Below are 24,955 nucleotides of genomic sequence, written 5' to 3'. Positions count from 1 at the left end.
TTCATGACACTATATGCTGCCATTGTACATATAGTGATTAACAATTCTGTTAACTGAACTATATATTATATTCATAAATTAAAATATATCGAATTACTTACACAAACTATACTTTATATAAGCCACATCAAGCGCATTTGCCCTTAATAAGGCAAACATCGAACTTACCCCGAGAAAGTGAGATCGGCTTTCGGAATAGCAGCGCTGTTGTTTTGAGATATGATACACATATGAAGCTGGCCACACCGGCATGTCCGTGCTGCTCCCGTTTGGCAAAAACAGAATATAACAATCATCATCATCGTTGAAAATTCAGCACGCGCCCATCAGCACGTGGTTCTTGGTCTGAAACCCGTTTACCGCTTTTCGGGATGCGCTTTAAGAATCTACCTCGCGGTCGAGCCTGGCAACGCGTTCAGAAAAATGATTGTGAAAATTAAAAGCGCCATTATCGCCCAACTGGAACGCCCCTGAAGTATCCAGCGTCTCTTTTGGGGCATGGCCAAAGCGGCTCTTGAATGCCTTGGTAAATTGAGTGCCGTCATGAAAGCCGCACCTATAGGCTATCTCCTTGAGCGAGAGCGGTTTGCCTTTTCGATCCAGAATGAGATGATAAGCAATATCCAGTCGCTTATCGCGGATGACCTTAGCGACGCCGCCGTCTATTTCAAAAGCCCTATAAAGATGCGATCTCGAAACGCGGAAATGCTTGACGATTGAATGAGGTCCCAGAACAGGGTTGGTCAGATTCTCATCGATATATCTGAGTATGCTCTTGCGCATGGTAACATTGACATAAGTGATCTCTGCAAATCGATCTAATGTCCCTGTAATGCCGGCCGCGAGCAGCGAAATCATGGAGTTCTGCGCAGTGACGGCCTCATGGGGAGGAAGCTCCGAAGCCACAGTTTCAAGACTTCGCAGATAGTCGAATAACAACCGCGTCATCGGCGCACTGGATCGCAGCACAACGCCATGGAGATTTCGCCATCCGACGATTTTTTCCAGCTCCGCCCGAGGAATTACGACGGTAATCCGCGAACCAGCATCGACATGGCTCGATATTGTTTGAGTAAGATCGAGGATCAAGATATCGCCGGGTTCCGCCAACACATCGACACCGTTAAAATTACCGCGCAAATGTCCAGCCAGCATGACCTGAACAACATACTGGTCCAGGCCGCCATGCGCTATAATTTTCGATGTCCGTTGGTAGTGCTGTCCGTTAAAGGTCGTTGTTCCGATAAGAATCTCACCGAATGGACGTGAACGGATGCTGCCATTGAAACCATTGCGGTTTTCGGTATCCGGTGTTGAGATGTCAAATACAGGCTTGAGAACATCACGCCAAAAATCATCGCGAATTTTATCGTCTACCATGTCGGTCGACAAAATCAGCTCTTTGCTCAATTTATTTCGTCCAGTTCAACCTGCGGAACAAATTCAAGGCGAAAGTTAATACTGCCTGAAATAAAGATTCTGAACAAGTAAATTAGGCTGCTACCTATTGTCTGTACTCTGCAATGACATTTGTAATATTTGAAGGAGCCATCATCTTTAAACAGCGCTTTCTGAGACTTCATTCAGTAATTCTGGTTGTAGTAAGCTGCATTGCAATCGCATTTTCGTTAGCTGCGGAAGACGACGCTTTCGGGCGGTATGGATGAGCCGGATTGCCATACGGTGTTTTTCAGTAACGCCAGGTCTTTGCAGCGCAGTTTATACTTTGGTATATCCCTTGTACCGAAATGCACCTTGCAAAAGGGGCTTTTTTCCATGGCTCATCTTGGTGCCATCTGGTAATGACGACTGTGTCGGAGCCGTAGAGTTCGGTTCTTTAAAACAGGAAACCACAATGCCCAGCGACAGTAGTCGAAAGCCGTCGCCACTGGGGTTGTCTGGCAGGAGCTGATCTCATGCTCTTACCCGGACGCCCACAGTGGCGCCTCATGAGGTAAGAGATGAATATTGCAGTAATCGCCAATTTTGGTGCGCGGTTTGGCACGCGCATGCGTTCCGCCGTTCGGAGATTTGTTTCTCCCAGACAAGTCATAAATCGCAACCTGTCCGTAGCTGATGCGATAAACGATAATGCGGCTCGTAAAGCCGTTCCGCTGACAGCGGTCTGGCACGTTAATCCGCAAAACGGGCGGTTGGAATGCCGATGGACCAAAGATTCCGAAGAGCTCGCCGCGTATCAGTCTTTGCCTGTACTGGAGCGCTTTGGATTGATCCTTGCTGTCAGTCAGCGGAACCGGCCATCCAATTGGGTGCACTGATGAGCAATGTTGTTCAGATTATTGCGCTTTCAGCCACATCACTCGTTCTGATAACCAGCACTCTTGCCCGTTTCTGGCTCTGCATGGGGCGGGCAGTATGCTTGCAGACGAAAGATGATAGCGAAGATACATTTTCACAAGAGGACAATGACCATGGACGATGACCCCAGTAGGTCCGCTCAGCTTGCATGTTTGATGCAGCCTGAGCGGCCGCCGCACGATTTCTACAAACAAACGAACCGGACGTTGCTTCGACGGTACGGCATGATGGTGCGCGTCCTTTAGCAGGATGAGTATGTCCATGCTTGTGCCGGGCTTCGCGGCATGAGGATAGAGACATGAATGCCATAGTTAAACAGCCCAAATCACCGACTGCGCTCAAGGATGACAAGAAGCTGTCGATGCGTGCAATGCGCGAGGCGCAAAACAATATCGACACTACACTCGCCAATTTCAGAACAAGTCTGAGTGGTCTCAGCGAGGCAGAAGCCCTTGAGCGGCTTGCCAGGGACGGACCGAACCATGTGGCGCATGAAAAGCGCCCGCATGCTTTTGTGCAATTTCTGCTTGCATTCAGGAACCCATTTATTGCGGTTCTCATTCTGCTCGCCGCTATTTCGTCAGTAACCGATATTATCCTGCCACTGCGCAGCGCCGAAGACCCCGAATATACTGGCGTTACTATTATTGTAACAATGGTTATCCTGAGTGCGTTGCTGCGTTTCTGGCAGGAGTTTCGCTCTGGCAAAGCTGCGGACGCACTCAAGGCTATGGTGCGCACGACAGCAACTGTATTGCGTAAACAGGAGCGCGGCCCAGACCGGAGCACTGAAGCAAAAATAGTCGAAGTTCCAATGGCACAGCTTGTCGCCGGCGATATTGTCAAGCTCTCCGCCGGGGACATGATACCTGCCGACGTGCGCCTGCTTGAATCACGCGATCTCTTTGTCAGTCAGGCCGCTTTGACGGGCGAAGCTCTGCCGGTTGAGAAATACGACACGCTTGGTGCCGTTGCGGAGAAATCTGCCAGTGCAGCAGCCACTTCGGGTGACCAGATGGATATGCTCGATCTGCCGACTGTCTGCTTTATGGGCACCAATGTCGTCAGTGGTACAGCAACGGCCGTGGTGGTCGCAACAGGCGCTCGAACCTATTTCGGTTCGCTAGCCAAGGCTATCGCAGGATCCCGCGCCGAGACGGCTTTTGATCGCGGGGTCAATAGTGTGAGCTGGTTGCTGATCCGCTTCATGCTGGTGATGGTGCCAATTGTACTCCTGATTAACGGGTTCACCAAGGGCGATTGGCCAGATGCATTTATGTTCGCGCTTGCTGTGGCGGTTGGCCTCACGCCTGAAATGTTGCCTATGATCGTTTCGTCAAACCTCGCCAAGGGTGCCATGGCAATGGCACGCCGCAAGGTCGTGGTGAAGCGTCTGAATGCTATTCAGAATTTCGGCGCCATGGACGTACTTTGCACCGATAAGACCGGAACGCTGACACAGGACAAGATAATTCTTGAGCACCACGTCGACGTACATGGTGATCGCGACCCGGGTGTCTTGCGTCTGGCATGGCTGAACAGCCATCACCAGAGTGGTGTGAAAAACCTGATGGATCAGGCCGTTATCGGCTTTGCTGACGAAACGCCTTCACTCATGGCCTCAGCTCGCGCCTACAATAAAGTCGATGAGCTTCCTTTCGACTTTATACGTCGCCGCCTGTCTGTTGTCGTTGAAGGCCTGAACGGCGAGCATCTTCTGGTCTGCAAGGGCGCGGTTGAAGAGATGCTGGCAATCTCGACTTCAATCCGAGATGGCAATGAAACCATGCAACTCGACGACACGCGTCGGAACGCACTTATCGAACTGGCACGCGATTACAATCGCGATGGTTTCCGCGTGCTTGTTGTCGCAACGCGAGAGATCGACCCGACACAGGTCATGGCTCGCTATGAGATTGCGGATGAAAGAGAGCTTGTCGTGCAAGGTCTCCTCACCTTCCTCGACCCACCAAAGGAAACTGCACGCCCAGCGATTGCAGCACTTGCCGACCATGGTGTGGCAGTCAAAGTCCTCACAGGTGATAATGAGGTCGTGACTACAAAGATTTGTCGTGAGGTTGGGCTTGAACCCGGCACGCCTATCCTTGGTCGCGATATCGAAAAGATGAGCGATGAGACGTTGCGCGTCACTGTCGAGCAAACAACTGTATTTGCAAAACTCACACCATTGCAGAAATCGCGTGTTCTTAAAGCGCTACAGGCAAACGGCCATACCGTTGGTTTCCTTGGCGATGGTATCAACGATGCGCCTGCCTTGCGTGATGCGGACGTCGGGATTTCAGTCGATAGCGGCACAGATATTGCGAAGGAATCCGCTGACATCATCCTGCTTGAAAAGAGCCTGATGGTGCTCGAAGAAGGTGTTATCAAAGGGCGTGAGACCTTTGGTAATATCATCAAGTATCTGAACATGACTGCCAGCTCGAATTTCGGCAACGTTTTCTCGGTTCTGGTGGCAAGTGCCTTCATACCATTCCTGCCGATGCTTGCGATCCATCTGCTGATCCAGAACCTGATGTACGATATTTCTCAGCTTTCCCTGCCATGGGATCGCATGGACAAGGAGTTTCTCGCCAAGCCGCGCAAATGGGACGCAAGGAACATCGGACGCTTCATGATCTGGATTGGACCAACTTCATCAATCTTCGACATCACGACCTTTGCGCTGATGTGGTATGTCTTTGCGGCAAATACACCAGAAATGCAGTCACTGTTCCAGTCAGGCTGGTTCATTGAGGGACTGCTGTCGCAGACACTGGTTGTTCATATGCTGCGCACGCAGAAGATACCATTTATCCAGAGCACTGCTGCCCTTCCAGTGATGCTGATGACGGGTCTGGTTATGGCTATTGGAATCTATATTCCGTTTTCACCTCTTGGAGCCATGGTCGGGTTGCAGCCATTGCCTTGGGAATATTTCCCGTGGCTTGCAGGCACATTGTTTGCCTACTGCATCGTCGCTCAGACAATGAAGACGTTCTACATCCGTCGCTTTGGACAATGGTTCTGAGGTTAAGGATTCTGATGTGACACCGTTGGTGCCTCGCAGCGCCACATCAAAGGAAGTGACCAGCAGCTTTATTGCTGGTCACTTATTCGTTCACGCTCTGAAACCGGCTGTTTGAGGAGAACAAACATGACCGCCAAACTTATATCTGCTTTTGCCCCCCAATGGTGAACCGGAACACGAGGGATGGTCGCAACGGGCCTGGCGGTTCAAAGCCAACTCGTCGCAACGACCCAGTACGCCCACGCCATCAGAGCTTTTGGGTTGGAGTAAAAAATCAGGGGCATCGGTTCTTATGTTGGCTGCTGGCTTTGTTAGCCACATACCTCGCAAGCACAACATACAGATTGTCCCGCGTTGGTTTACTCAATCAACGGCAAACATGCTGGTTGCTACGGTGTGCTACGCGCATTCATGGAAAATCGGTTCGTATGCTCATCGGTGGATCATGGTAGAAAGAAACGACGAATTAGAGCTATAAAGCTCCAGTGAACAGTAGCCCGTATATATTGAATGGGAGGGTTTGGATGCGAAAGAAAATCTATCGCCATATGTCTCCCCGGACACTCGCGACATCTGCGGGACTATCGATTGCCAGTGCAGCTATTTTCGTTTTCGATACGTTGACAGACTACGCCATTGCGGCTGCAGTTTTTTATACGGCGATCGTGCTTGTATCTGCCAGAGTGTTCTCGCACCGCACGGTTATTGGCGTGGCGGCAGGCTGTATCATCCTTACCGTTGTAAGCTTCTTTCTGACACGATCGGGATCCTACGATGTCGGTGCTATCAATACATTGATTAGTATCGTAGCCATTGCGTGTACCGCCTATCTCGGCCTGAAGCTCGTAGACGCAGAAGCAGAAGCGCATGAGACACGAGAGCGTTTGCTACGGCTGGCGCGTCTCACAACACTCGGGCAACTGACCGGCTCCATTGCCCACGAAGTCAGTCAGCCTTTGGTCGCAATCGAGACAAGTGCCAGCGCTGGCCAAAGATGGCTTTTGCAAGAACCTCCAAACGTTTCGCGCGCTCAAGCTGCCTTCAAGCGAATATCTGCGGACTCGCATCGTGCCAGTGAAATACTTGATCGTGTTCGTAGCCTCTCCAAAGGCGAGAAGCCCAAAGTTACTGGGTTTGATTTTAATATGGCGATCCGCGAAATGCTCGATCTGGCTACGGCGGAACTTTATCGACTTGATATTCATTTCGAAATCGACCTCGCCGAGGATTTGCCACCAGCATTTGCTGACCGAGTGCAGATACAGCAGGTTTTTGGTAACCTCATCCTCAACGGTATAGAAGCGATGGCCAGGATAGAAGATGAAGAGCGTTTTCTTTTGATTACATCTGCGATTGGCGAAAATAAAAGTTTGCGTTTTACAATTGCCGATACGGGACTGGGTCTGACGGCTGTAGCGCGGGAGAGCCTTTTCGACGCCTTCTGGACGACAAAAGAAGGTGGTTTTGGATTGGGGCTAACGATCAGTCGCACGATTGTTGAAGCCAATGGCGGCCACATCTGGACGCAAGCGCAAGGTGCGCGAGGCGCAGGCTCTAATGGCATAACTTTTGTTCTGGAAGTACCAGCTGCCGGGAAGGACGAGCATGACCGCAATGCATGAAGAGAACGCCGTTGTTTATATCATCGACGACGATCTCTCTGTTCGGCGAGCTCTGGACGATTTGTTTGCGTCTATTGGTATGTCCGCACTGAGCTTTTCATCGGTACGCGATTTTCTCGACTATCAACACCCACCCGGTCCGGCATGCCTTATCCTTGATGTGCGCATGCCTGGCCAGACTGGTACGGACTTCTTTGCGCAGATGGCGGGTCTTAACATTACGATACCGGTGATCTTCATCACGGGACATGGCGATATCGCCATGGGGGTAAAAGCTATCAAGGATGGCGCGATTGATTTTCTGACCAAGCCATTTCGCGATCACGATCTGCTGGATGCTGTTTATCGGGCAATCGAAGCAGAGAAGAAGCGCTTACAAGATGAAGAGGCGCGGCTGGAAGTCTATAATCGCTGGTTGAGTCTGGCGCCCGGCGAACGCGATGTCTTTGCACTTGTGGTTCAGGGATTGCTGAACAAACAGATCGCGGCAGAACTAAACGTTAAAGAAATCACCGTGAAGGTGCGGCGCGCGCATGTCATGCAGAAAATGCAGGCTGGTTCATTGGCCGATCTGGTCCGTATGTCCGCTTTCATTGAGATGGGATAGATTCTACTTCAAGTCAGAAAGGCTAGAGCGTCGATTTGATTCAATCAGATCGAGATGTGCTCTAATTGCGCGCCAATGCGACTACAGGATCCAGTTTTGAAGCGTTGCGTGCAGGGATGAACCCAAAGCCCACCCCAATCAGGCTTGAGCAGAGCAGTGCGACCACGATGGAAGTCGGCGAATAAATCAGCTGAAACATGCTGTTGAACTGCGCGAACAAAACGCCAAAGCCCACTGCTATAAGAATTCCTGTCAAGCCGCCAATCAAGCAAACAAGAACAGATTCAATCAGGAATTGTTGAAGAATATCACTCTGACGCGCACCTATCGCCATGCGAACACCGATCTCATTGATGCGTTCGGAAACAGACACGAGCATGATATTCATCACGCCAATCCCACCGACGAACAGTGAAATCCCAGCAATGCTCGCAACAAGGAGAGCGAGCATTGCTGTTGTTGCTTCAATAGTTTTCTGCAAGCTGCTGGTATTGAAGATAAAGAAGTCTTTTTCACCGTGCCTGAGCGTCAAAAAAGCCGTGACCAGCTTTTCGGCTTGCGCCGGATCCATTGTATCTGCGACACGCACGATAATGGATTGAAGAGAACGAGTGCCTGTCATCCGGGTTTGCACTGTTGTGTAGGGCAAATAAATCTCAAGATTTTGGGCCGAGCCGATGCCTTGCTCTTCTGTTTTGACAACACCAACAATACGGATGGGAACGTCTTTAAGAAGAACAATTTTTCCAACGACGGGACCAGTCTCGTAAGGAAACAAGGTCTTTCTGGCGTTCTCGTCGATTAATGCGTCCTGCGCCAGATCGCTCACGCCTTTGCGATCAAAGAACCGCCCTTCAACGAGCTTGCTGTTTCGCGTCACAAAATACTGTTCTCCAACACCGCTGACCGACACGCTCACTTCTTTACTACCCACGCGAACTGTAGATGTCGTGGATACGGAAGGAGTTGCCGCGATAACATAAGGCATTTTGGCAAGCTCTTGTGCATCGCTGATATTGAGAGTCGTTATTTGCGCAGCCTTCAGATCGCCAAACCCTCGTCCCGGACTAACGTAAAGCGTGTTGGTACCAAGGTCACTGATCTGCTCAAGAATTTTCTTCTGCGACCCCTGTCCAAGGGCAACAACGCAGACGACCGATGCTGTCCCGATAATGATGCCGAGCATTGTAAGAAAAGTACGCATCCGATGCGCATTCATTGAACGAAGCGCCATCGAAAATGCTTCTGTAAACCGATCTCTCAAGCCATTGAAAAATCGTGGCTTCTCTCGCTTTACATTGTCAGTGTCGCTTGGAACTTCATCGGTAATTTCAGAAGCTTCTGTCATATCATCGGCAATGATCTCGCCATCGCTGATTTCAATGATGCGCTTTGCACGTTCTGCAACTTTGCGATCGTGGGTGACGATTATGATTGTGTGGCCTTCGCGATTAAGCTCCTGCAAAATGCCAAGAACTTCCTCGCCACTATGGCTATCAAGTGCTCCGGTTGGCTCGTCGGCGAGGATAACATCGGCACCATTGATCAGGGCACGTGCAATCGAAACTCTTTGCTGTTGACCGCCTGAAAGTTGATTGGGTCGATGGTGCGTCCGATCACCCATTCCCAGCCGCTGCAATATCTCCGTCGCCCGTTCGCGACGTTCGTCGCGATTGCGACCCGCATATATGGCCGGGATTTCAACGTTACCCACGGCATCCAGCTCCCCGAGAAGATGGTAGCGCTGAAAGATGAAGCCAAAATGCTCGCGCCTCAACTGAGCCAGTTCATCAGGGTCAAGTTCAGATGTCTCGCGCCCGGATATCAGATATGTGCCTTCCGACGGCCGATCCAGACAACCGAGAATATTCATCAAAGTCGATTTACCAGAACCCGAAGCGCCAATAATTGCAACCATTTCGCCATGATGAATGGTGAGGTCGATATGGTTGAGGACCGTCGTAAAGTCATCTCCTGAAGGATAACGACGACAGACGCCCTTAAGCGAAATCAGTGGCACATCGCTCATGTCAGAATCCCTCACTCACAGAGCCTGATGCAAGGTTCGGGTCGGCAGTCTGGTTGTCAGTAACTATCCTGTCTCCTTCATTCAAGCCTGAACGAATTTCGGTATTGATCTTATCTGTGATGCCGGTTTCAACGGTTCTTTCGACAATTGAACCATTGCTGCTGACAAGTCGCACAGTAGCCTTGTTGGGCACATCAGAAGTACGCAGTGCAGAGACTGGCGACAATAAAACATCTTTTTCTTCGGCCAGAAGAATATGAATTTCAGCCGTCATGTAGGTTTTAAGGAACCCATCGGGATTGGGTACGCTAAAAATGCCTTTGTAATAGACTGCAGATGCAGTCGTCCCCGCTGCAGACGAGGCACTGCTTGCAGTGAAGCTTTTATCGTTTACGATCGTATCCGGAGCCGGATCGATTGTCTCAAGTTTTGCTTCGTAGCGCTTCGTGCTTTGACCTGAAATTGTAAAATAAAGTGGCAGCCCCTCTCGAACCAAAGTTATATCCGCTTCAGAAATATCGGCTTCGACAGTCATGGTGTCGAGCTGTCCCAGAATAGCAATGGTAGGGGCGGATTGCGCCGCGTTAACTGTCTGACCTTCCTGAACGACCGTCGCAAGCACAGTTCCATCTGCAGGCGCGGTTATCCGGGTATAGGCGAGATTGGTTTCTGCGATTTTCACTTCAACCTGAGATGCGGTAATGGCAGCATTGCTATATGCCAACTGACCTTGCTTCTCTTTGACTGTGCTGACGGCCTTGTCATAATCTGAACGCGCGATGGCATTTTTGCCGATCATCATCTGAAACCGCGCCAAGTCCAGTTTGGCTAACTCCAGCTGCGCGATGTTTTGATCGCGCGTAGCCTCATTCTGGAGCAACGTGGCCTGCGCTTTTTGTAATTCATTTTGCTGAGTGGTTGAATCAATCAGCGCAACAACATCGTCTTTCTGAACGCGTTGTCCCGGTCTAACTTTCAGCGATTGAATTCGGCCAGTTGCCTGCGCACCAATCGCAACAAGGCTCTTTGGCTTCAGCACGCCCGTAGCGAGAACTGAGCTTTCCAGATTTCCACGATGAATAATCGAGGTTGCGGGCAATGGAGCTTCTTTTGTCGATTGACGCACCACCAGATAGCCAATGATCAGCATAACGAAAAGAACGGCCAGCCAAAGGCGCCATCTAAACCGACGTTTGGACTTAGGTTTCATGGTCGCCTCGCGCTGATTGCCGGCGAAGCCGGTACGGATGTTTTGACAATGTGTGGACCAGTATAACCATCCACGACTTCCGGCTTGCTCACATCGAGCTGGCCATTCCAGCCACCACCCAACGCTTTCTGCAGAGCGATATAGTTCACCACAAGCTCGGTTCTTACCTGACTGAGGTTCGTTTCTGAACTCAATAGGTCTCTTTGCGCATTCAAAATGTCGATGAAGCTCTTGTTACCGGCTTTGAATTGCTCAAGTGTCAGCTCATTGATTTTACGACTGTTGCTGACGATTTTCTGTAGCTGTGCAGCACGGACACGATTCTGGTTGAGTGCAACGCTTGCATTTTCAACCTCACTCAATGCAGTCAGGATCGCTTTTCGATAAGCAATAAATGACTGATCGCGAGCAGCTTTAGCGGCATCAACATCAGCATTCAGTTTGCCACCATTAAAGATGGGCACGCTAAGAGCCGGTCCGAAACTCCAGCCGATGGTCGAGAGTTTGGCGAGATCACCAAGGCTGGATCCACCAGTACTGATGTTTCCGGTCAGAGAGATACTCGGATAGAGTGCCGCTTGTTTCTGGCCAATACTAGCAGTGGAACTCGCATATTCACGTTCCGCCGCCCTCAGGTCTGGACGATTGAACAAAACCTCAGCAGGCAATCCGGCAGATACTTTCCGTGGCACATTGGGGACAGGGCCTGATTTATCGAGACTTGCGGCAAGCACAATCGCAGATCGCCCGGTAAGCACAGTGAGATTGTTCAGATAGTTTGCATAATTTATCCGCAGACCGGGCACCTGTGACTGCGTGCTTGCCGCCTGCGTCTGAGCACTTAACAGATCGACTTGTGAAATATGACCAGCTTCGAGCTGATTGCGTGTTAAAGTAACGGTTCGTTCCTGCGAAGCAGAATTGCGCTGTGCAATGGCAATACTTGCTTGCACCCCCCGTAGCTGTGCGTAATTTGTAGCGATATCCCCGATCAGAGTGACCAGAGCAGCGCGCAGTTGCTCATTCGCAGATTCAACATTGTAATAAGCGGCTTCGACCCCGCGGCGATTGCCGCCAAAGAGATCGAGTTCCCATTGTGTTTTAAACGAGAAACTCGACTGATTAGACACAGTCGATGCACTGGAGTCTGAGCGTGTATAACTCCCTGACCCATCAAGAGAAGGATAAAGCGCGCCTCCGGCAGATGCAAAGTTGGCTCTGGCCTGGCGAATTTTGGCCTTTGCAGTTGCAACGTCGGGGCTTCCCGAAATACCCTCAGCGATAAGCTGATTGAGCACCGGATCGTTCAGGTTCTTCCACCACTCGGCCAACACCGGCGCCGTTGTACTCGCCTGGCTGTTCCAGCTTTTCGGTGCAATCACTATCGGCTTTTGATAGTCAGGACCAACGGCAACACAAGCTGCCATCAAAGGTAGAAAGCTGGTCAGGACTGTCAGGCGGGCAAGCTGTTTCGTCAAAAGATAATCCTGAAAAATCTGCGCTATAATCTATAGTTGAACGTGGTTTACAACATTTTTGCCGCCAATCGTGACTTCCGTGTGGTAGGGCAACTTTATCCCCCACCATTTATAGTCCGGCACTACTTATCTAATTTTTGGCCACAGTAAAACGATTGTTTACTGACACAACACTCCATCTGCGTATCAATATACGTGCAAACCAGTGCCCGAAACAAGATTTCCAGTCCCGCTGCCTTGGCGCACAAATTGCTGCATAATAGAGATACATTGCCTACGTATTACCTGACTATTATCTAAGTGAGAAAAACTGCACCGAACTTTCTCTGGTCGGTCCAAAGCGAAAAGAAGCAGCTGCCCGTCCCAAATTGAACGCACAGAGCAAGGTGGCGGGATATTCACCCGCTCCCCCTAATGCTAAATTCAGTCTCTTGTCTTTGTAGATTGCTGATGACCACTTTGACCAAGTTTCTTGTAGACGTCAGTCAGCTGTGAAATCGGCGCGGAGCATTTTTTTGTCCGCGCAATCTCTTCAAGCACTCTATTGCGGTTACGCAAGGCATCGATTTCGACTTTTTCAGGAGACTTTGGATCAATGAAAAAGAGCGCTGGAAAGAACAGAATAGCTCCCGTTGCACCCAGAATGATGTTTTTGCCCTGAGCTTGCGAACGCTCTCTCAAAGTCGCAGTTATGTTACGTTCATTCGCTGCAAACTCACGGGAAATTCCTGCGCAATCAAAAGTGCTGTCATTTGGATGCGTTGCGGAGATCGGATTTGCTGCGCGACCGCCACATCCAGATAGGATCAGCGATGCGCTAAGGATCGAAAGCGTTGCAGCAAGATTTAATTTCTTGGCATTGATAAAAATGTACATTTGTAAATGTTCTCGCAATAAATCATCAAATTATAATCTAAAATGCCTAAATTAACATTCAACTGAATTATTTTGTAATTAATGTCAAGTAGATTAAGATTTTACATTGCCAGTAGAAGCCATCATCATCAAACAACTTTTATGAAATAACAATTTATTGGTAGCATTTATTGATATAGATCAACGATACTGACAAATACTTATTTGAAAAATCAGAATGTAATTGAACGATAAACCGTAGGCTACAGAAGAATGCAGAACAGGTCTCAGAGCGTTTCTGGATCAAGTTGGAGCATTAGAAATGCTATATCTAATTGTTTTACTTACATTTTTTTCAGAAAACCGACTCCCGTTTTTCGGGATGTGCTCTAGATTTTCTCGCCCGGCAATTGGCTAGCTTGCCTGATCCAATCCGCAAACTCAGCTTCGTCAAACTCACCGGGTTCATAAACATGAAAATACCGTACAACGGGCTGCTTTGAAGGCTCTGGCGGTATTGGTGAAAGGCTCACACCGTTGAAGAAAGTCACTTTGATGTATTTCGTCATGCAATGAAATGCTGTGAAGAATGTCCCATCACCTATCCCATAAAATGGAGTGTTCCATCGCACTTTTTTTGAAACATCGGGCACTATGCGCTGTATAATAGCATCGAGCTTTTGACCGACATCGCGTTTCCAACCGGGCATAGCTGCAATATAGGCTTGAACAGGCTCGTCACCATCCGCTTTTGGTATTTGCGGATTGCCTCCGCTGAGGAGAATGGGCTTATCGGAAGCAGCCTCGCTGGAACTCTCTTTTCTGCCCATCAAGTCACCTCCTCTGTTTTCCTGATTTTACCTTCCAACTCGCAATACGCAACCACCCTTCGGATAAAGTGGGTGGTTGCGCCGAGATAGTAAATCGCAAATTCAGGTCAGAGGGTCGTTCCAATCTGCAAAACTGTGAAGTTTCGCTGCAGATAGCGGCGCATTACGTTTATCAGAATTGGATTTGCAGCGCTCTCCGCTTTGGGCGCGACAACACTAACTACGGCTGCACACAGCTTACCTGCTTGAACCGAACGACCGGAGACCTCGCCTTCGACTGATCCTGCAACGGTCTCCTTCCACGCAGCTTCGATCCCTTTGACTGACTGATCCGCCATTGAACAATCCGCGTAAGAAAGTGAAAAGACTACAGCAGGAGCATTGTCGATTTGGGCATCAGCAATGAACCCAGCAAAATACGGAGGAATGCCTCGACTGTTCGCTTCTATGTTGTCCGCGAAATTCTTCTTTGCGGTTTCAATATCATCTGGTGAAGACGGTAGTATTTTTGCCGGATCAACGCCGTCCAGACCCAAAATAGGCGATATAATCATCGCCTGCACGATTTTGCCGTTCCCGGAAGGAACGGCATCCTTCAGCCCGTTAAGAGCCGCCACCACGATTTCACTGTCCGCAACTGACGGTTCAGGTTGAGACAATGCCTTCATATCGCTTGGGGAGGACGTTTGAATGAGGCCACTATCCAGTGGCAAAACAAAGCTCGATGCGCCGGTTACCCCGCGCCATGGATTTCCCGCATCCGCCTTTGTAAAATCAAGTTTGTTGGCTTCACCGTTTGAGATAAGCCCTGCAACCTCACCATCCACAGCAGTAAAATCGTCGCCTTTTAGCGTCTTGATCAAAGATTGCACGGCTTCTTCGTTCTGCAGCCCCCAGTAAGATACATTGCTGGGTGCTTGACCAAAGCCAGCAAAATAGGAGATTTCGTTGAAAGAGACTTGCGCATTTGTCGACCAGACTTCCAATCCGAACCCGATCGATTCAAGAGGACGGATTTGTTGCGGCATAGCCAGTCTCTGCATGGCGTCAACCGTCGGCTCTGCTTTTTCCAGGCCTCGCCAAGCTTGCGCGTCTAAAAAGAATATCTGCATCGCTTCAGCCGTTGAAAGCGCCTTTTGCGGTATCTGTTTTAAAGCTTGCTCCAAAACATGTGTACTGTCTTGTGCAGAAGCCGAAGTACAAAATCCTGCCATAAGGCACAGTGCAATAGCCTTCAAACGCATCAATTTTTCTCCCGTTCTCAGATTCTCTCTGATGACATCAGTGCCGCTCAGGTTTGTCTTGGCTAAAGCTCAAACCAGTGGCGCTTAGCTTTGAGGTAAAGAAACGACCCTCAAGCCCTGCTTTGACCATTCAGGATAGCTTGCTGTCAACCTTCGAGAGCAAGCCACTCCCTAAAGCGCCCGAAGAAATGTCGATGTAAAATGCTTGGAAATGACCACCCATGTGTGGCTTTTCATGCTCTGTGCCTAAGGGAACAGACTACTTGATTGCGTTCAGGGCGATCTTCAGTCCCTTAAGAGGCACGATTATCTCTGTGAGTCCCTTTTCCACGCCCGAAAAAGCAATCGTGACATTCGAGTCCCTGTCGATATGCTCACGAGTAATCGGCCCTACCGGCAACATGGCCAGGCAGACATTGTTGTCGCAGCCTTTGTAACTGAGCATGACCGGCTTCGAACGACCAGGGAAAGAGACTGCGATAGGTGCCCTTTGGTCCACGGTGGACGGAACGCGGAGCAGCATGAATGGCTCACCACTCTTTGTTGCGGCCAGAGACCAACTGAAAATCTGACTACCTGATCTGTCCAGGACGATCTGACTGACGTTGCAGGTCTTCTCCTTTAACTTCAGGTTCTCGTCACAAATGAGCGTCCAGTTTTCAAAAGGTTGGATCGTTCGCTTTATTTGCCCCCACTCCGTTCCTTTAGGCACCTCGACTTCGGAGGGCTTTAGAAAGTAGCGGCTCGTGGTGCCCTGCCCGGCAGCGGTGAAGCTGCCGAACAGAGAGAACGCAATGAAACCCAAGATAGTTGTTGTGAAGAACAAATTGCGCATTAGTTTAGCGTGAAACTCAGTCCACCACCAACGCCCATTTTGCCGCCAGATGTGGTTCCTGAGACATTTGCACGGATAGTGCTGTCCTCATTCGTATAACCTGCACCAAATGCCAATGCACTTTGCCCACGCCAGAAACCGCCACCGACAGCAACACTGAGTTTTCCGGGGTTGTCATCGTAACGCAAAGATGCGGCCGCAAGCCCTATCGCCGCGGCTCGATGAGCATCGTCACGCACACCATCGATCGTTGTGCTCAGTTCAGAAAACCGTTGGTCCGTGTAGTTTTTAGCGCCTTCAAAGGCATTAGTGATACGATTGTCGATATAGCTGTAAGATTCAGCGTTAGTGCCCGCCAACACAGCATTCAGCTGCCCGAGATTTACCGCATCCGTATCCTTGATGCCTGCCGACACATTCGAAATAACCACGGGCTTGTTAGGGTCGCCACCCTGTAACGTGATTGAATTAGACTTGGTACCATCATCATTCTGGTCATATTTGACCGCTACGTTGTCAAGGGTGTCCACTGCTTTGTTGGTTGCGTAGAGCTGAGAACCATTGACGGCATCGGTTGATGTCTCGGAGATGCGCCCTGCAGCAACGTTGGTGATTGTGCGTTCATTGTTCGCAGAGCCAACGGATATGGTACCGACTGGTGATGAACCTGCAAAGGAGTAGGTTTGTCCGGCAATTGTAGTGCTTGCCGTGCCGATAGCCTGTTGTGTAATGGCGCCTGCACCGAGCGCCACGCTGTTCGCATTGTCGGCTTTTGCTCCCGTGCCGAGAGCTACTGACGCTTCCCCGGAAGCGCTCGTGCTCATATCACCCATAATCACAGCATCCTTGCCGAGATTGGAGCTGATCCAGGCGTTCAGGACTGCCAAATCAATTGAAGATCCGCTACTGTCTGAAGGAACTCCGCCGATGACAGCCTGTCCACCATTCACCGTGGGAACAGTACAGGTCCAAGAACCGGCTCCACCGAATCCCGGTCGGGTACAGAGCGCGCTGGGCGTAACCGTTGCGTCTGCTGATGCAGCCGAAATATTTACAATGCTGGCCGAAGATAGCGCAAGCACGTAAATCACTCCCGTAAAAAATTTTTCCCGAATTTTCACTGCGTTCAAGTTTTGCGAAAAAGAAGTATTTTTCGACGCCATACTTTCCCCAAGTTAAGTAGCCTGATTGACAATTACTCAGAAGAAACGCCACGCATAATACTATTGAGGATCGCCGCACCCCGATGCGATTATCTCCATTTAAGACAGTCCGATTACCGTCATACTCTGTGAGATCTGATCGATCCCAAATCACTTAATAGTTAAGACTAATTTAGAAATCACATTAGAAAATGCACTTGTCAATCGAGAATGTATCTTTTTTGGGGATATTTGCTATCTGGAGTAGAAAAACATGCTGTGGACATTGGCTCTATAAATCTGGAAGACGCTCGCTTTTCGGGCGTTCCATCCGTCAACGACAGGGCAAACGCACCGCGAGTATAGAACCAATATTGGATAATCTCTGTCTTCAGAGCGCTTGCCGGCGCGTAGCCCACCAGCACAAAAGAGAGCCTGCGGTAATCATAGAAACACCGAAGAAAAATCCGATACTCGGTCGAATTCCAAGCCATAAGCATGTCAGAATTGCTGCAAGAACGGGTGTGAAATATGATGCCGTCGCAAGAAGTGAAATGTTTCCACGACATACACCTCGGTTCCAACAGGCATAAGCAGCCGCAGACATAGCAGAAAAAATTACAATTTGTCCCAAACCGTTCCAATGAAGTACGAGTGCAGGGCCATCGCTAATTGTATATTTGATCCACAGCACAGCTGCTGTTGCCAGAAAATAGAACGGTACAGCACTTTTGCCGCTATCAAAATGGCGGGTAACTACGGAATAAAGCCCCCAAAGCAATGCTGCTGCAAAAGCATAAATATAAGCAAGCGGGTTATCCTGAATGTTCTGGAGAATGAAATGCAGCGATAATTCGTTGTCACCTTTCATAACCCAGCCGATACCCAACAGGCAGAAACCCAACGCAACCGCGAGCAGCCAGGAACCGCGCTGTTGTCTTGTCAGAACCGCAAACAGAATTGTAACGCTGGGCCAGAGATAATTTATCATGCCCAGTTCCAGTGCCTGATCCCTGTTATGAGCAAGTCCTATCGCCAGTGCGAGCGATATCTCATAAGCAACAAAAAGAAGGCCACTATACCAGATACCGGGTCTTTTCAGCTCGCGGAATCTTGGAAGACCGAGAACGAGTGCGCCAAGTATGCCGCTTGTGGTATAGATCATGGCCGCACCTGCAACAGGTCCGAAAATTTCCGATACACTGCGAATAAACCCTATCGATACGCTCCAGAGAGGAATGGCAATCATGCCAATAAGTGTCGAGAGCTGGGTTTCGTTGGATGTATCGTCGAGGGTGGTAAGATTGGCCATTTGGTGTAATCGCATGTGACTGCTTGTTTCTTCCTGCCTATGGCAGGGACCGAAACCGCAACATGTTTAAAATTCAATTGTTGTTTCTGTGGGATTACCGGAGGCAGGCCACTTGGCACTTTCAATTGGGTCGATGTCGCGTGATTGCGGGGTCTGCTTTATGTGCGGTCTGAATGACACTCCAAAAAATGATTGCGAGCGGCTATAGCGCTTTCGTCAAACAAAGTGTTGTTTATATGCTCGTCTTTCTCGTGTTTCACAGCTTTTTGAAATAGAGCCGACTGAGCAGGAAGCACATGCACTCATTTCGCAAAATTGTTGCGTTAATCGCAATATGCTAGCAATGTTTACAGCAATTGTTATCAATTATATGCCTCACTAAATTGGCTTCAACAAGATTGCAAAGCGGTCATGCCGCAGAAAGGCAAACATCATGTTGAAGCAGATCAAAGGCCTCCATCATATCACCTCGATGGCTGCGGATGCCCGTCAGAACAATACGTTTTTTACCGATACACTTGGTCTTCGACGCGTGAAGAAGACAGTCAATTTCGACGAACCAAGTGTCTATCATCTCTATTACGGTGATGAAGTTGGTACCCCAGGCTCCGTGATGACCTACTTTCCATTCCCAAACATCGTCCGCGGACGCCCCGGTGTTGGTGAAGTTGGTGAAACCGAATTTTCTGTACCGAAAGGTTCATTGCCATTCTGGAAAGAACGTCTGATCGCAAAAGGCGTAACGAGTATTGAATCGGACAGTGTCTTTGGTAGCAAACGCCTGCGTTTTCAGGGGCCAGATGGCGATGGCTTTGCACTTGTTGAAATGCCTGACGACAAGCGCGCACCATGGATTAGTGCTGGTATATCCGAAGATGTTGCTATCCGCGGCTTTAGTGGTGCACGTATGCGTCTTCACAATATCGACGCCAGTGCCGAGCTTTTGAAGTTCATGGGATATGAACGGGCAGAAACGGAAGGCAATATCAGCCGATTTATTATTCCCAATGGCAATGGCGCTGACACGATTGATCTTGAAGCTTTGCCTTCGGCACACGCCGCACGTCAGGGTGCTGGCTCTGTGCATCACATTGCTTTTGCAGTGCCGGATCGCGCGGCGCAATTAGAAGTCCGCAAGGCACTGATGGATACAGGCTATCAGGTCACTCCAGTAATCGACCGTGACTACTTCTGGGCGATTTACTTCCGCACTCCCGGCGGGGTGCTGTTTGAAGTCGCCACCAACGAGCCGGGTTTTGATCGTGACGAAGACACCGCTCACCTGGGCCAGGCATTGAAATTACCGACCCGTTACGAACCATATCGTGATCGTATCGAAGCTGATCTCGAACCTCTTACTGAAAAATAAATCGTTGCCTCTGGCTTTTGCCGGAGGCTCCTTCCCTTGGAGGAACAACATGACCAAAAACGATTATCAAAGCTTCCGCCGCAACGGCGCGGCCGGGGCACCTGTTGTCATCGCTTTCCACGGTACGGGCGGCGACGAACATCAGTTTGTTGGCCTTATAGACCAGATTCTTCCCAATGCGGGCATTGTAGCCCCGCGTGGCGATGTTTCGGAATTTGGTGCAAACCGGTTCTTCCGCCGCACAGGTGAAGGTGTTTATGATATGGACGATCTTCGCTTACGCACCAAGAAGATGCTGGAATTTGTCAGAGACGTCCGCAATCAGAATGCCGGACGCGAAATCTACGCACTTGGCTATTCAAATGGCGCTAACATTTTGGCCTCGATGCTGTTTGAAGAGCCGGGTTTGTTCGATCGGGCAGCAATGATGCACCCACTCATTCCCTGGACACCCGAGCCTCAGCCAGCTTTATCCGGCAAACGGGTCCTGATTACTGCGGGCCAGTCTGATCCGATTTCGCCACTGAAGCTCTCACAGGGCCTGATAGACTGGTTTTTAGCACAAGGCGCAAATGTCGAGGCGAAGATTGCACCAGGTGGTCATGAAATCCGCCCCGCTGAACTGGAGAGCCTGCGGAATTTTCTTCAATAACCATAATGGAATAACCCGTTTATCCGTGTTCTCTTGAAGAAAAAAGTAGCGGCTTTTTCAAGCCGCTACCTTGTCGTTTCAAATCTGACTGGAGGTCATCAAATCCGAACGAACGATCAGATTAGAATGAACGCTGGAAGCGAACCATGCCCTGCCAGGCCTTTTCGCCCTTAAGTTCCGAACGATCATCCGACCACTTGGTGTAGGAGATTTCTGGCGTTACAGTGAAGCCTGGTACCAGAGTGTAAGCTACGTTTGCAGTGGCTGCGAAACGACCGGCATCTTCATAAGCGGCCTGAACGTTGATCGTTGCCTGCTTGGTTGCCTTAAACTTGGCACCGCCCCAAACGGCCCAATCGCCACCCCAGGTACCGTAGAAGCTGTCAACGCGACGAACACCACGCCAGCTGCCATCAGCAAAGCGCTGTGTAACCGTGTAGTTGTCATCGTTCGACTTGTATGCGCCCTGTACCCAAACCGAGAACTGTTCAGTTACGTTCACGTCAACGCGAACCTTACCAGCCCACTCTTCGTTGAGTGCATCATACGCTGCAACACCGGCAATCGAACCCCATGACTGAGCGAATTTTAAGCCGCCAACAACATGTGGTGTGTAGTCATCAATCGTGACGTTGACGTCGGAATCGGTATTGCCGCCCTGTTCAACAGCAATGACAGCCGAGAAGCCGTTACCGCCCTTGAAGCTATAGCTGATTGCATTGGTGCGATATCCACCAGCAAGGATCACATCGTCGTTGATAACATCGCCGAGGTAGCCTGTGAAGGTTACGAACTTCGATTCGTCAAGGCCGACACGAAGGCCACCGAGTTCGATATAGGCATAACGAAGCTGGCCACTTGCGCCGTTTTCACCGTTATTCCAATCATAACGAACGTCGGCATAGGTCTTAAGCGTCCCCATGTCAGTCTCAGATGCCGTGGAGAAACGAAGCTCAAAGCGAGTCTTCATGTCATAAGTATCACGTTCCAACTGCGAAAGACGCTTCGCGTAGACGTTATCGCCCCCTTTAACGTCATAACGAAGATAGCCGTGAATGCGCAGGCAGGTTTCCGTGCCTGGAATGTAGAAATAGCCAGCGCCATAAGCATCGCATACGCGGACGTATTCAACGGCTTCCGGCTCTGGTGCAACGATCGCATCAGCGGCCTGCGCAACTGACGCGAACGAGAATACTGCAGCCGAAGCGCAGAGAAAATTCTTAACCCTCATAAAATGACTCCATAAGCGAGGTGTGACGCGAGGGCTTATAGAATATAAAATGACTTAATCAATAAATATATTATGTATTTTTCATGAAATTATTTATTCCTATCATCAACAATAATTCATAAAACTGTCTTGTTGAGAAATAGATACTAATTTTACTGTGATGATTCGCTTATTATACTGTATAGTGAGATTCAATAAAACATTTTTAGGCTTGCTAGCATAGTTTAATGACAGAAATTTAACACCGATGATTCATCTAAACCAATGTCACTTTCGGAACATTTTTTTCACTAATTATCTGCCTACATCACTCTCAAGCAGGAAAATTATTCGTCACTGCGGGCAATATGATTGAGAAAGCTTGAGCTCAAGCGTTCTAAAGAGTATCAGCACTGGTTCCCGAATTTCATTCTAATGCTGATAAGGTACCTCCGGTATGAAGCCAGAATTTATTGTCACGCACTCTGGGGGCTTCCATGCCGATGAGTTGATGTCCAGCGTCATACTCACAAAGCTCTTTCCTGATGCCAAGCTCATTCGCAGCAGAGATCGCAATTGGATTACGCCGGGTGACGACCGCATAATCTACGATGTGGGCGGTCTTTATGACCCTGAAACACGTATTTACGATCATCACCAACGCGGCGCACCCCGTCGGGAAGATGGCCAACCTTTCAGTTCTTTTGGTCTAATCTGGAAGCATTATGGACGTGACTATCTCGTTGCTTCAAATATTCCTGAAAGAGATCTGGACGCCATTCATCAGTCTTTTGACGAGAGTTTCGTGCTCCCAATTGATCTGGTGGACAATGGCGAACTCAGCCCCTCCATTGCAGGCCCACTTGCCGGACTGACCTTGCCCACACTTTTGGAGACACTCAAACCGGTCTTTGATGATACAACTCCTGATGCTGATGATCAGGCATTTCAACGTGCTTTGATGGTAGCGCGCAGTTTTGTCGAAGCAAAGATTGCAGGCAGTGCTGCGAAATTACGTGCAGAGAGTATTGTGCAAAATGCAATTGAAGCCGCAGGCGAAAGCCGTGTGCTGGAACTTCCACTCGGGATGCCGTTCCGATCTGCAATCGTCAAAGCTGGCGCAGATCACTTGCTGTTTGTCGTTCATCCACGCAATAATGATTGGTGCCTGACTGGAATCCGCAAATCGGATGATGGATTTGAATTGAGGGCAGACCTTCCAGCGGCCTGGGCCGGCTTGACCAATGGTGACCTTGAAGCAGTCTGCGGCGTTGAAGGCGCAAGTTTCTGCCACAATGGTCGCTTTATTGCTGCTGCGCGCACGAGAGAGGCTGCAATTGCAATGGCCGATCTCGCAGTTCAGGAAGCCCAGACCGATCAGCAAGCAGGCCGATAGTAACAGCCTGAAAAAGCGATTCAAAAAGAGGCTCGAGAGAGCCTCTTTTCATATGCATCAAAAGGCATGAAGGCCGATCACTCCTTCAAGGCGCCTATCACGGATGAAACGTAAAAATCAACGAAGAACGAGTAGAGAGCGAAAATGTCAGCTCCTCACTTCCGACATCTGCACCTTCGCTATTCTTCTCCTTCGTAAGCCTATGTAATTTTGGCTTCGACGGAGGGATCAGCCGCGACCGACAAGTGGCATTTTGGTTGCCATCACGGTCATGGTCAACACATTGGCTTCCAAAGGCAGGCTCGCCATGTAAACCACTGCATTGGCAACATGGGCCGGATCGATGGTTGGTTCTGCAGCGATCGTGCCATTCGCCTGAATGACACCGGTTGATATTTTCTGTGTCATATCACTTGCAGCATTACCGATATCGATCTGCCCGCAGGCAATATCAAAATTGCGTCCATCAAGAGCGGTCGATTTCGTCAAGCCGGTAATAGCATGTTTCGTTGCAGTATAGGGTGCAGAGTTTGGTCGCGGCGTCGAGGCAGAAATTGATCCATTATTTATGATACGACCACCGCGCGGCTGTTGCACTTTCATGATACGAAATGCCTGCTGTGTGCAGAGAAATGCACCTGTCAGGTTAGCGCCCACAATGGCACTCCATTCGTCAAAACTAATTTCCTCAAGTGGAACGCCCGGCGCCGAAGTTCCCGCATTATTGATCAGAAGATCGAGCCGCCCAAACTTGTTTTCGATATTTTCAAAGAGTGTGCGCACTGACACGGGGTCGCTTACATCCGCTGTCAAAGCATGGAAATTTCCACCCGTATCGTTAGTAAGCTCCTTAACAGCCTGATCGAGAACCTCGCTGCGTCTGCCTGATATGACGACCTGATAGCCTGCAGAGCCTAGTGCCTTTGCAATCGCGCGGCCAACGCCTGTTCCCCCACCTGTTACAAGTGCGATGGGCTTATTTCCTGCAGTTGATCCGTCACTCATAGTCATCATTCCTCCTCGCTCATGTGTTCAGTTTATGTGATTGCTCGTTCAAAAAGTTGCAGCCATTTAAGCCCATCAACGGTAGACGTTGTGGGGCGGTACTCGGCTCCTATGGCTTGTTGATAGCCAAGCTGATCAAGCCAATTGACAATGTGCCTGTAGTCTAATTCACCATGGTCAGGCTCCGCACGATCCGGAACTGAAGCTATCTGCACGTGACCAATGTGCGGCATCAACGCCTCAAGTCGGCTGCTGATATCACCCTCCATGATCTGGATATGATAGCAATCAAACATCAGCTTCAGATTATCATAACCAAGCCCTTTGATGATCGATAAGCCTTGCGCAGACGTCTGAAGAAAATATCCCGGTGCATCTCGATTATTCAGAGGCTCAATCAGAATATTGATATCGTGAGCGGCGGCCTGCTCGCAGGCATAGGTGAGATTACTCAAAAAAGCGCGATGGGCTTCTGTTCCTTCACTGCGCCCTGCCATCACATGTATATTGGGGACGTTGAGGGCTTTGGCATAGTCGATCGCCTGATCAACCGCAGCACGGGCTTCGCTTTCACGGCCCGGAACTGCACTAAGGCCGTTATCGCCAGCTTCGACGTTGCCACGACTGGTATTGAGGCCCAGCATTTGCAAGCCGGTCTCGCAAAGAGCAGCATCTATATCTTTGATTTCAAACGCATATGGCCAATGGCATTCCACTGCGTCAAAGCCTGCCTTTTTGGCTGCACGAATAGCATCAGGGAGAGCCAGCTCCTGCCACAAGAAACCCAAATTGGCTGAAAACTTAGCCAT

At 49.6% G+C, this 24,955-nt stretch carries 19 protein-coding genes and 1 pseudogene; 7 read left to right on the top strand and 13 right to left on the bottom strand.

The window, feature by feature from the left end:
- Positions 1 to 378: 378 nt before the first annotated feature.
- A complete protein-coding gene (locus tag CEV32_RS00995) occupies positions 379 to 1,410 on the bottom strand; it encodes a helix-turn-helix domain-containing protein (RefSeq protein WP_167382714.1) in 1,032 nt (343 codons plus the stop codon).
- Between the two features lie 551 nt (positions 1,411 to 1,961).
- On the opposite strand from CEV32_RS00995, the gene CEV32_RS00990 reads away from it, so the two are divergent.
- The 4 genes from CEV32_RS00990 to CEV32_RS00975 all read left to right on the top strand — a co-directional run bounded on the left by CEV32_RS00990 (position 1,962) and on the right by CEV32_RS00975 (position 7,579).
- Complete coding sequence (locus CEV32_RS00990) at positions 1,962 to 2,279, top strand: hypothetical protein (protein WP_094573574.1); 318 nt, start codon at positions 1,962 to 1,964, stop codon at positions 2,277 to 2,279.
- A 338-nt stretch (positions 2,280 to 2,617) separates the two neighbouring features.
- Complete coding sequence (gene mgtA, locus CEV32_RS00985) at positions 2,618 to 5,350, top strand: magnesium-translocating P-type ATPase (RefSeq protein WP_094573573.1); 2,733 nt, start codon at positions 2,618 to 2,620, stop codon at positions 5,348 to 5,350.
- A gap of 524 nt (positions 5,351 to 5,874) precedes the next feature.
- A complete protein-coding gene (locus CEV32_RS00980; protein ID WP_094573572.1) occupies positions 5,875 to 6,972 on the top strand; it encodes a sensor histidine kinase in 1,098 nt (365 codons plus the stop codon).
- Positions 6,956 to 7,579, top strand: a complete 624-nt coding sequence (locus CEV32_RS00975) for a response regulator transcription factor (RefSeq protein WP_094573571.1) — start codon at positions 6,956 to 6,958, stop codon at positions 7,577 to 7,579. Before CEV32_RS00980 ends, CEV32_RS00975 begins: the two co-directional genes overlap by 17 nt.
- A gap of 61 nt (positions 7,580 to 7,640) precedes the next feature.
- Here CEV32_RS00975 and CEV32_RS00970 read toward each other — a convergent pair whose 3' ends face one another.
- The 9 genes and pseudogenes from CEV32_RS00970 to yddG all read right to left on the bottom strand — a co-directional run bounded on the left by CEV32_RS00970 (position 7,641) and on the right by yddG (position 18,514).
- Positions 7,641 to 9,608 (bottom strand): MacB family efflux pump subunit, encoded by a 1,968-nt coding sequence (locus CEV32_RS00970; protein WP_094573570.1) that lies wholly within the window; start codon positions 9,606 to 9,608, stop codon positions 7,641 to 7,643.
- 1 nt (position 9,609) lies between these two features.
- On the bottom strand, positions 9,610 to 10,818 hold the full coding sequence (locus CEV32_RS00965; RefSeq protein ID WP_094573569.1) for an efflux RND transporter periplasmic adaptor subunit: 1,209 nt from the start codon (positions 10,816 to 10,818) through the stop codon (positions 9,610 to 9,612).
- The gene (locus CEV32_RS00960) at positions 10,815 to 12,296 is read right to left on the bottom strand and encodes an efflux transporter outer membrane subunit (protein WP_235818677.1); all 1,482 of its coding nucleotides are present in this window, start codon (positions 12,294 to 12,296) and stop codon (positions 10,815 to 10,817) included. The genes CEV32_RS00965 and CEV32_RS00960 overlap by 4 nt, the downstream gene beginning before the upstream one ends.
- 423 nt (positions 12,297 to 12,719) lie before the next feature.
- Positions 12,720 to 13,172, bottom strand: a complete 453-nt coding sequence (locus CEV32_RS00955; RefSeq protein ID WP_094573568.1) for a hypothetical protein — start codon at positions 13,170 to 13,172, stop codon at positions 12,720 to 12,722.
- A 368-nt stretch (positions 13,173 to 13,540) separates the two neighbouring features.
- Positions 13,541 to 13,981 (bottom strand): DUF1801 domain-containing protein, encoded by a 441-nt coding sequence (locus CEV32_RS00950; protein WP_094573567.1) that lies wholly within the window; start codon positions 13,979 to 13,981, stop codon positions 13,541 to 13,543.
- Positions 13,982 to 14,088: 107 nt separating this feature from the next.
- A complete protein-coding gene (locus CEV32_RS00945; RefSeq protein WP_208620771.1) occupies positions 14,089 to 15,225 on the bottom strand; it encodes a hypothetical protein in 1,137 nt (378 codons plus the stop codon).
- A 259-nt stretch (positions 15,226 to 15,484) separates the two neighbouring features.
- Positions 15,485 to 16,060 carry an invasion associated locus B family protein gene (locus CEV32_RS00940; protein ID WP_094573566.1) on the bottom strand — a complete coding sequence of 192 codons (576 nt, stop codon included), beginning with the start codon at positions 16,058 to 16,060 and terminating at the stop codon, positions 15,485 to 15,487.
- Positions 16,060 to 16,875: pseudogene (locus CEV32_RS00935) on the bottom strand (YadA-like family protein); the annotation flags it as partial. The pseudogene CEV32_RS00935 and the gene CEV32_RS00940, both read right to left, overlap by 1 nt.
- Positions 16,876 to 17,593: 718 nt before the next feature.
- A complete protein-coding gene (yddG, locus tag CEV32_RS00930; RefSeq protein ID WP_094573564.1) occupies positions 17,594 to 18,514 on the bottom strand; it encodes an aromatic amino acid DMT transporter YddG in 921 nt (306 codons plus the stop codon).
- A 433-nt stretch (positions 18,515 to 18,947) separates the two neighbouring features.
- On the opposite strand from yddG, the gene CEV32_RS00925 reads away from it, so the two are divergent.
- Both CEV32_RS00925 and CEV32_RS00920 read left to right on the top strand, forming a co-directional pair.
- Positions 18,948 to 19,883, top strand: coding sequence for a VOC family protein (locus CEV32_RS00925; RefSeq protein WP_094573563.1), 936 nt, complete (start codon positions 18,948 to 18,950; stop codon positions 19,881 to 19,883).
- Between the two features lie 49 nt (positions 19,884 to 19,932).
- Positions 19,933 to 20,535: an alpha/beta hydrolase gene (locus CEV32_RS00920; RefSeq protein WP_094573562.1), complete on the top strand. Its 603-nt coding sequence runs from the start codon at positions 19,933 to 19,935 to the stop codon at positions 20,533 to 20,535.
- Positions 20,536 to 20,656: 121 nt separating this feature from the next.
- On the opposite strand, the gene CEV32_RS00915 is transcribed toward CEV32_RS00920, so the two are convergent.
- Positions 20,657 to 21,766, bottom strand: coding sequence for a porin (locus tag CEV32_RS00915; protein ID WP_094573561.1), 1,110 nt, complete (start codon positions 21,764 to 21,766; stop codon positions 20,657 to 20,659).
- Positions 21,767 to 22,202: 436 nt separating this feature from the next.
- On the opposite strand from CEV32_RS00915, the gene CEV32_RS00910 reads away from it, so the two are divergent.
- Positions 22,203 to 23,141 carry an MYG1 family protein gene (locus CEV32_RS00910; protein ID WP_094573560.1) on the top strand — a complete coding sequence of 313 codons (939 nt, stop codon included), beginning with the start codon at positions 22,203 to 22,205 and terminating at the stop codon, positions 23,139 to 23,141.
- Between the two features lie 228 nt (positions 23,142 to 23,369).
- On the opposite strand, the gene CEV32_RS00905 is transcribed toward CEV32_RS00910, so the two are convergent.
- Positions 23,370 to 24,146 (bottom strand): SDR family oxidoreductase, encoded by a 777-nt coding sequence (locus CEV32_RS00905; protein ID WP_094573559.1) that lies wholly within the window; start codon positions 24,144 to 24,146, stop codon positions 23,370 to 23,372.
- 32 nt (positions 24,147 to 24,178) lie between these two features.
- Positions 24,179 to 24,955 carry a hydroxypyruvate isomerase family protein gene (locus tag CEV32_RS00900; protein ID WP_094573558.1) on the bottom strand — a complete coding sequence of 259 codons (777 nt, stop codon included), beginning with the start codon at positions 24,953 to 24,955 and terminating at the stop codon, positions 24,179 to 24,181.

The organism is Brucella rhizosphaerae, assembly GCF_002252475.1.
Lineage (GTDB): Bacteria > Pseudomonadota > Alphaproteobacteria > Rhizobiales > Rhizobiaceae > Brucella > Brucella rhizosphaerae.
The sequence above is the reverse complement of the archived record's forward strand: the minus strand, read 5'-3'. Positions and strand labels throughout refer to the sequence as shown.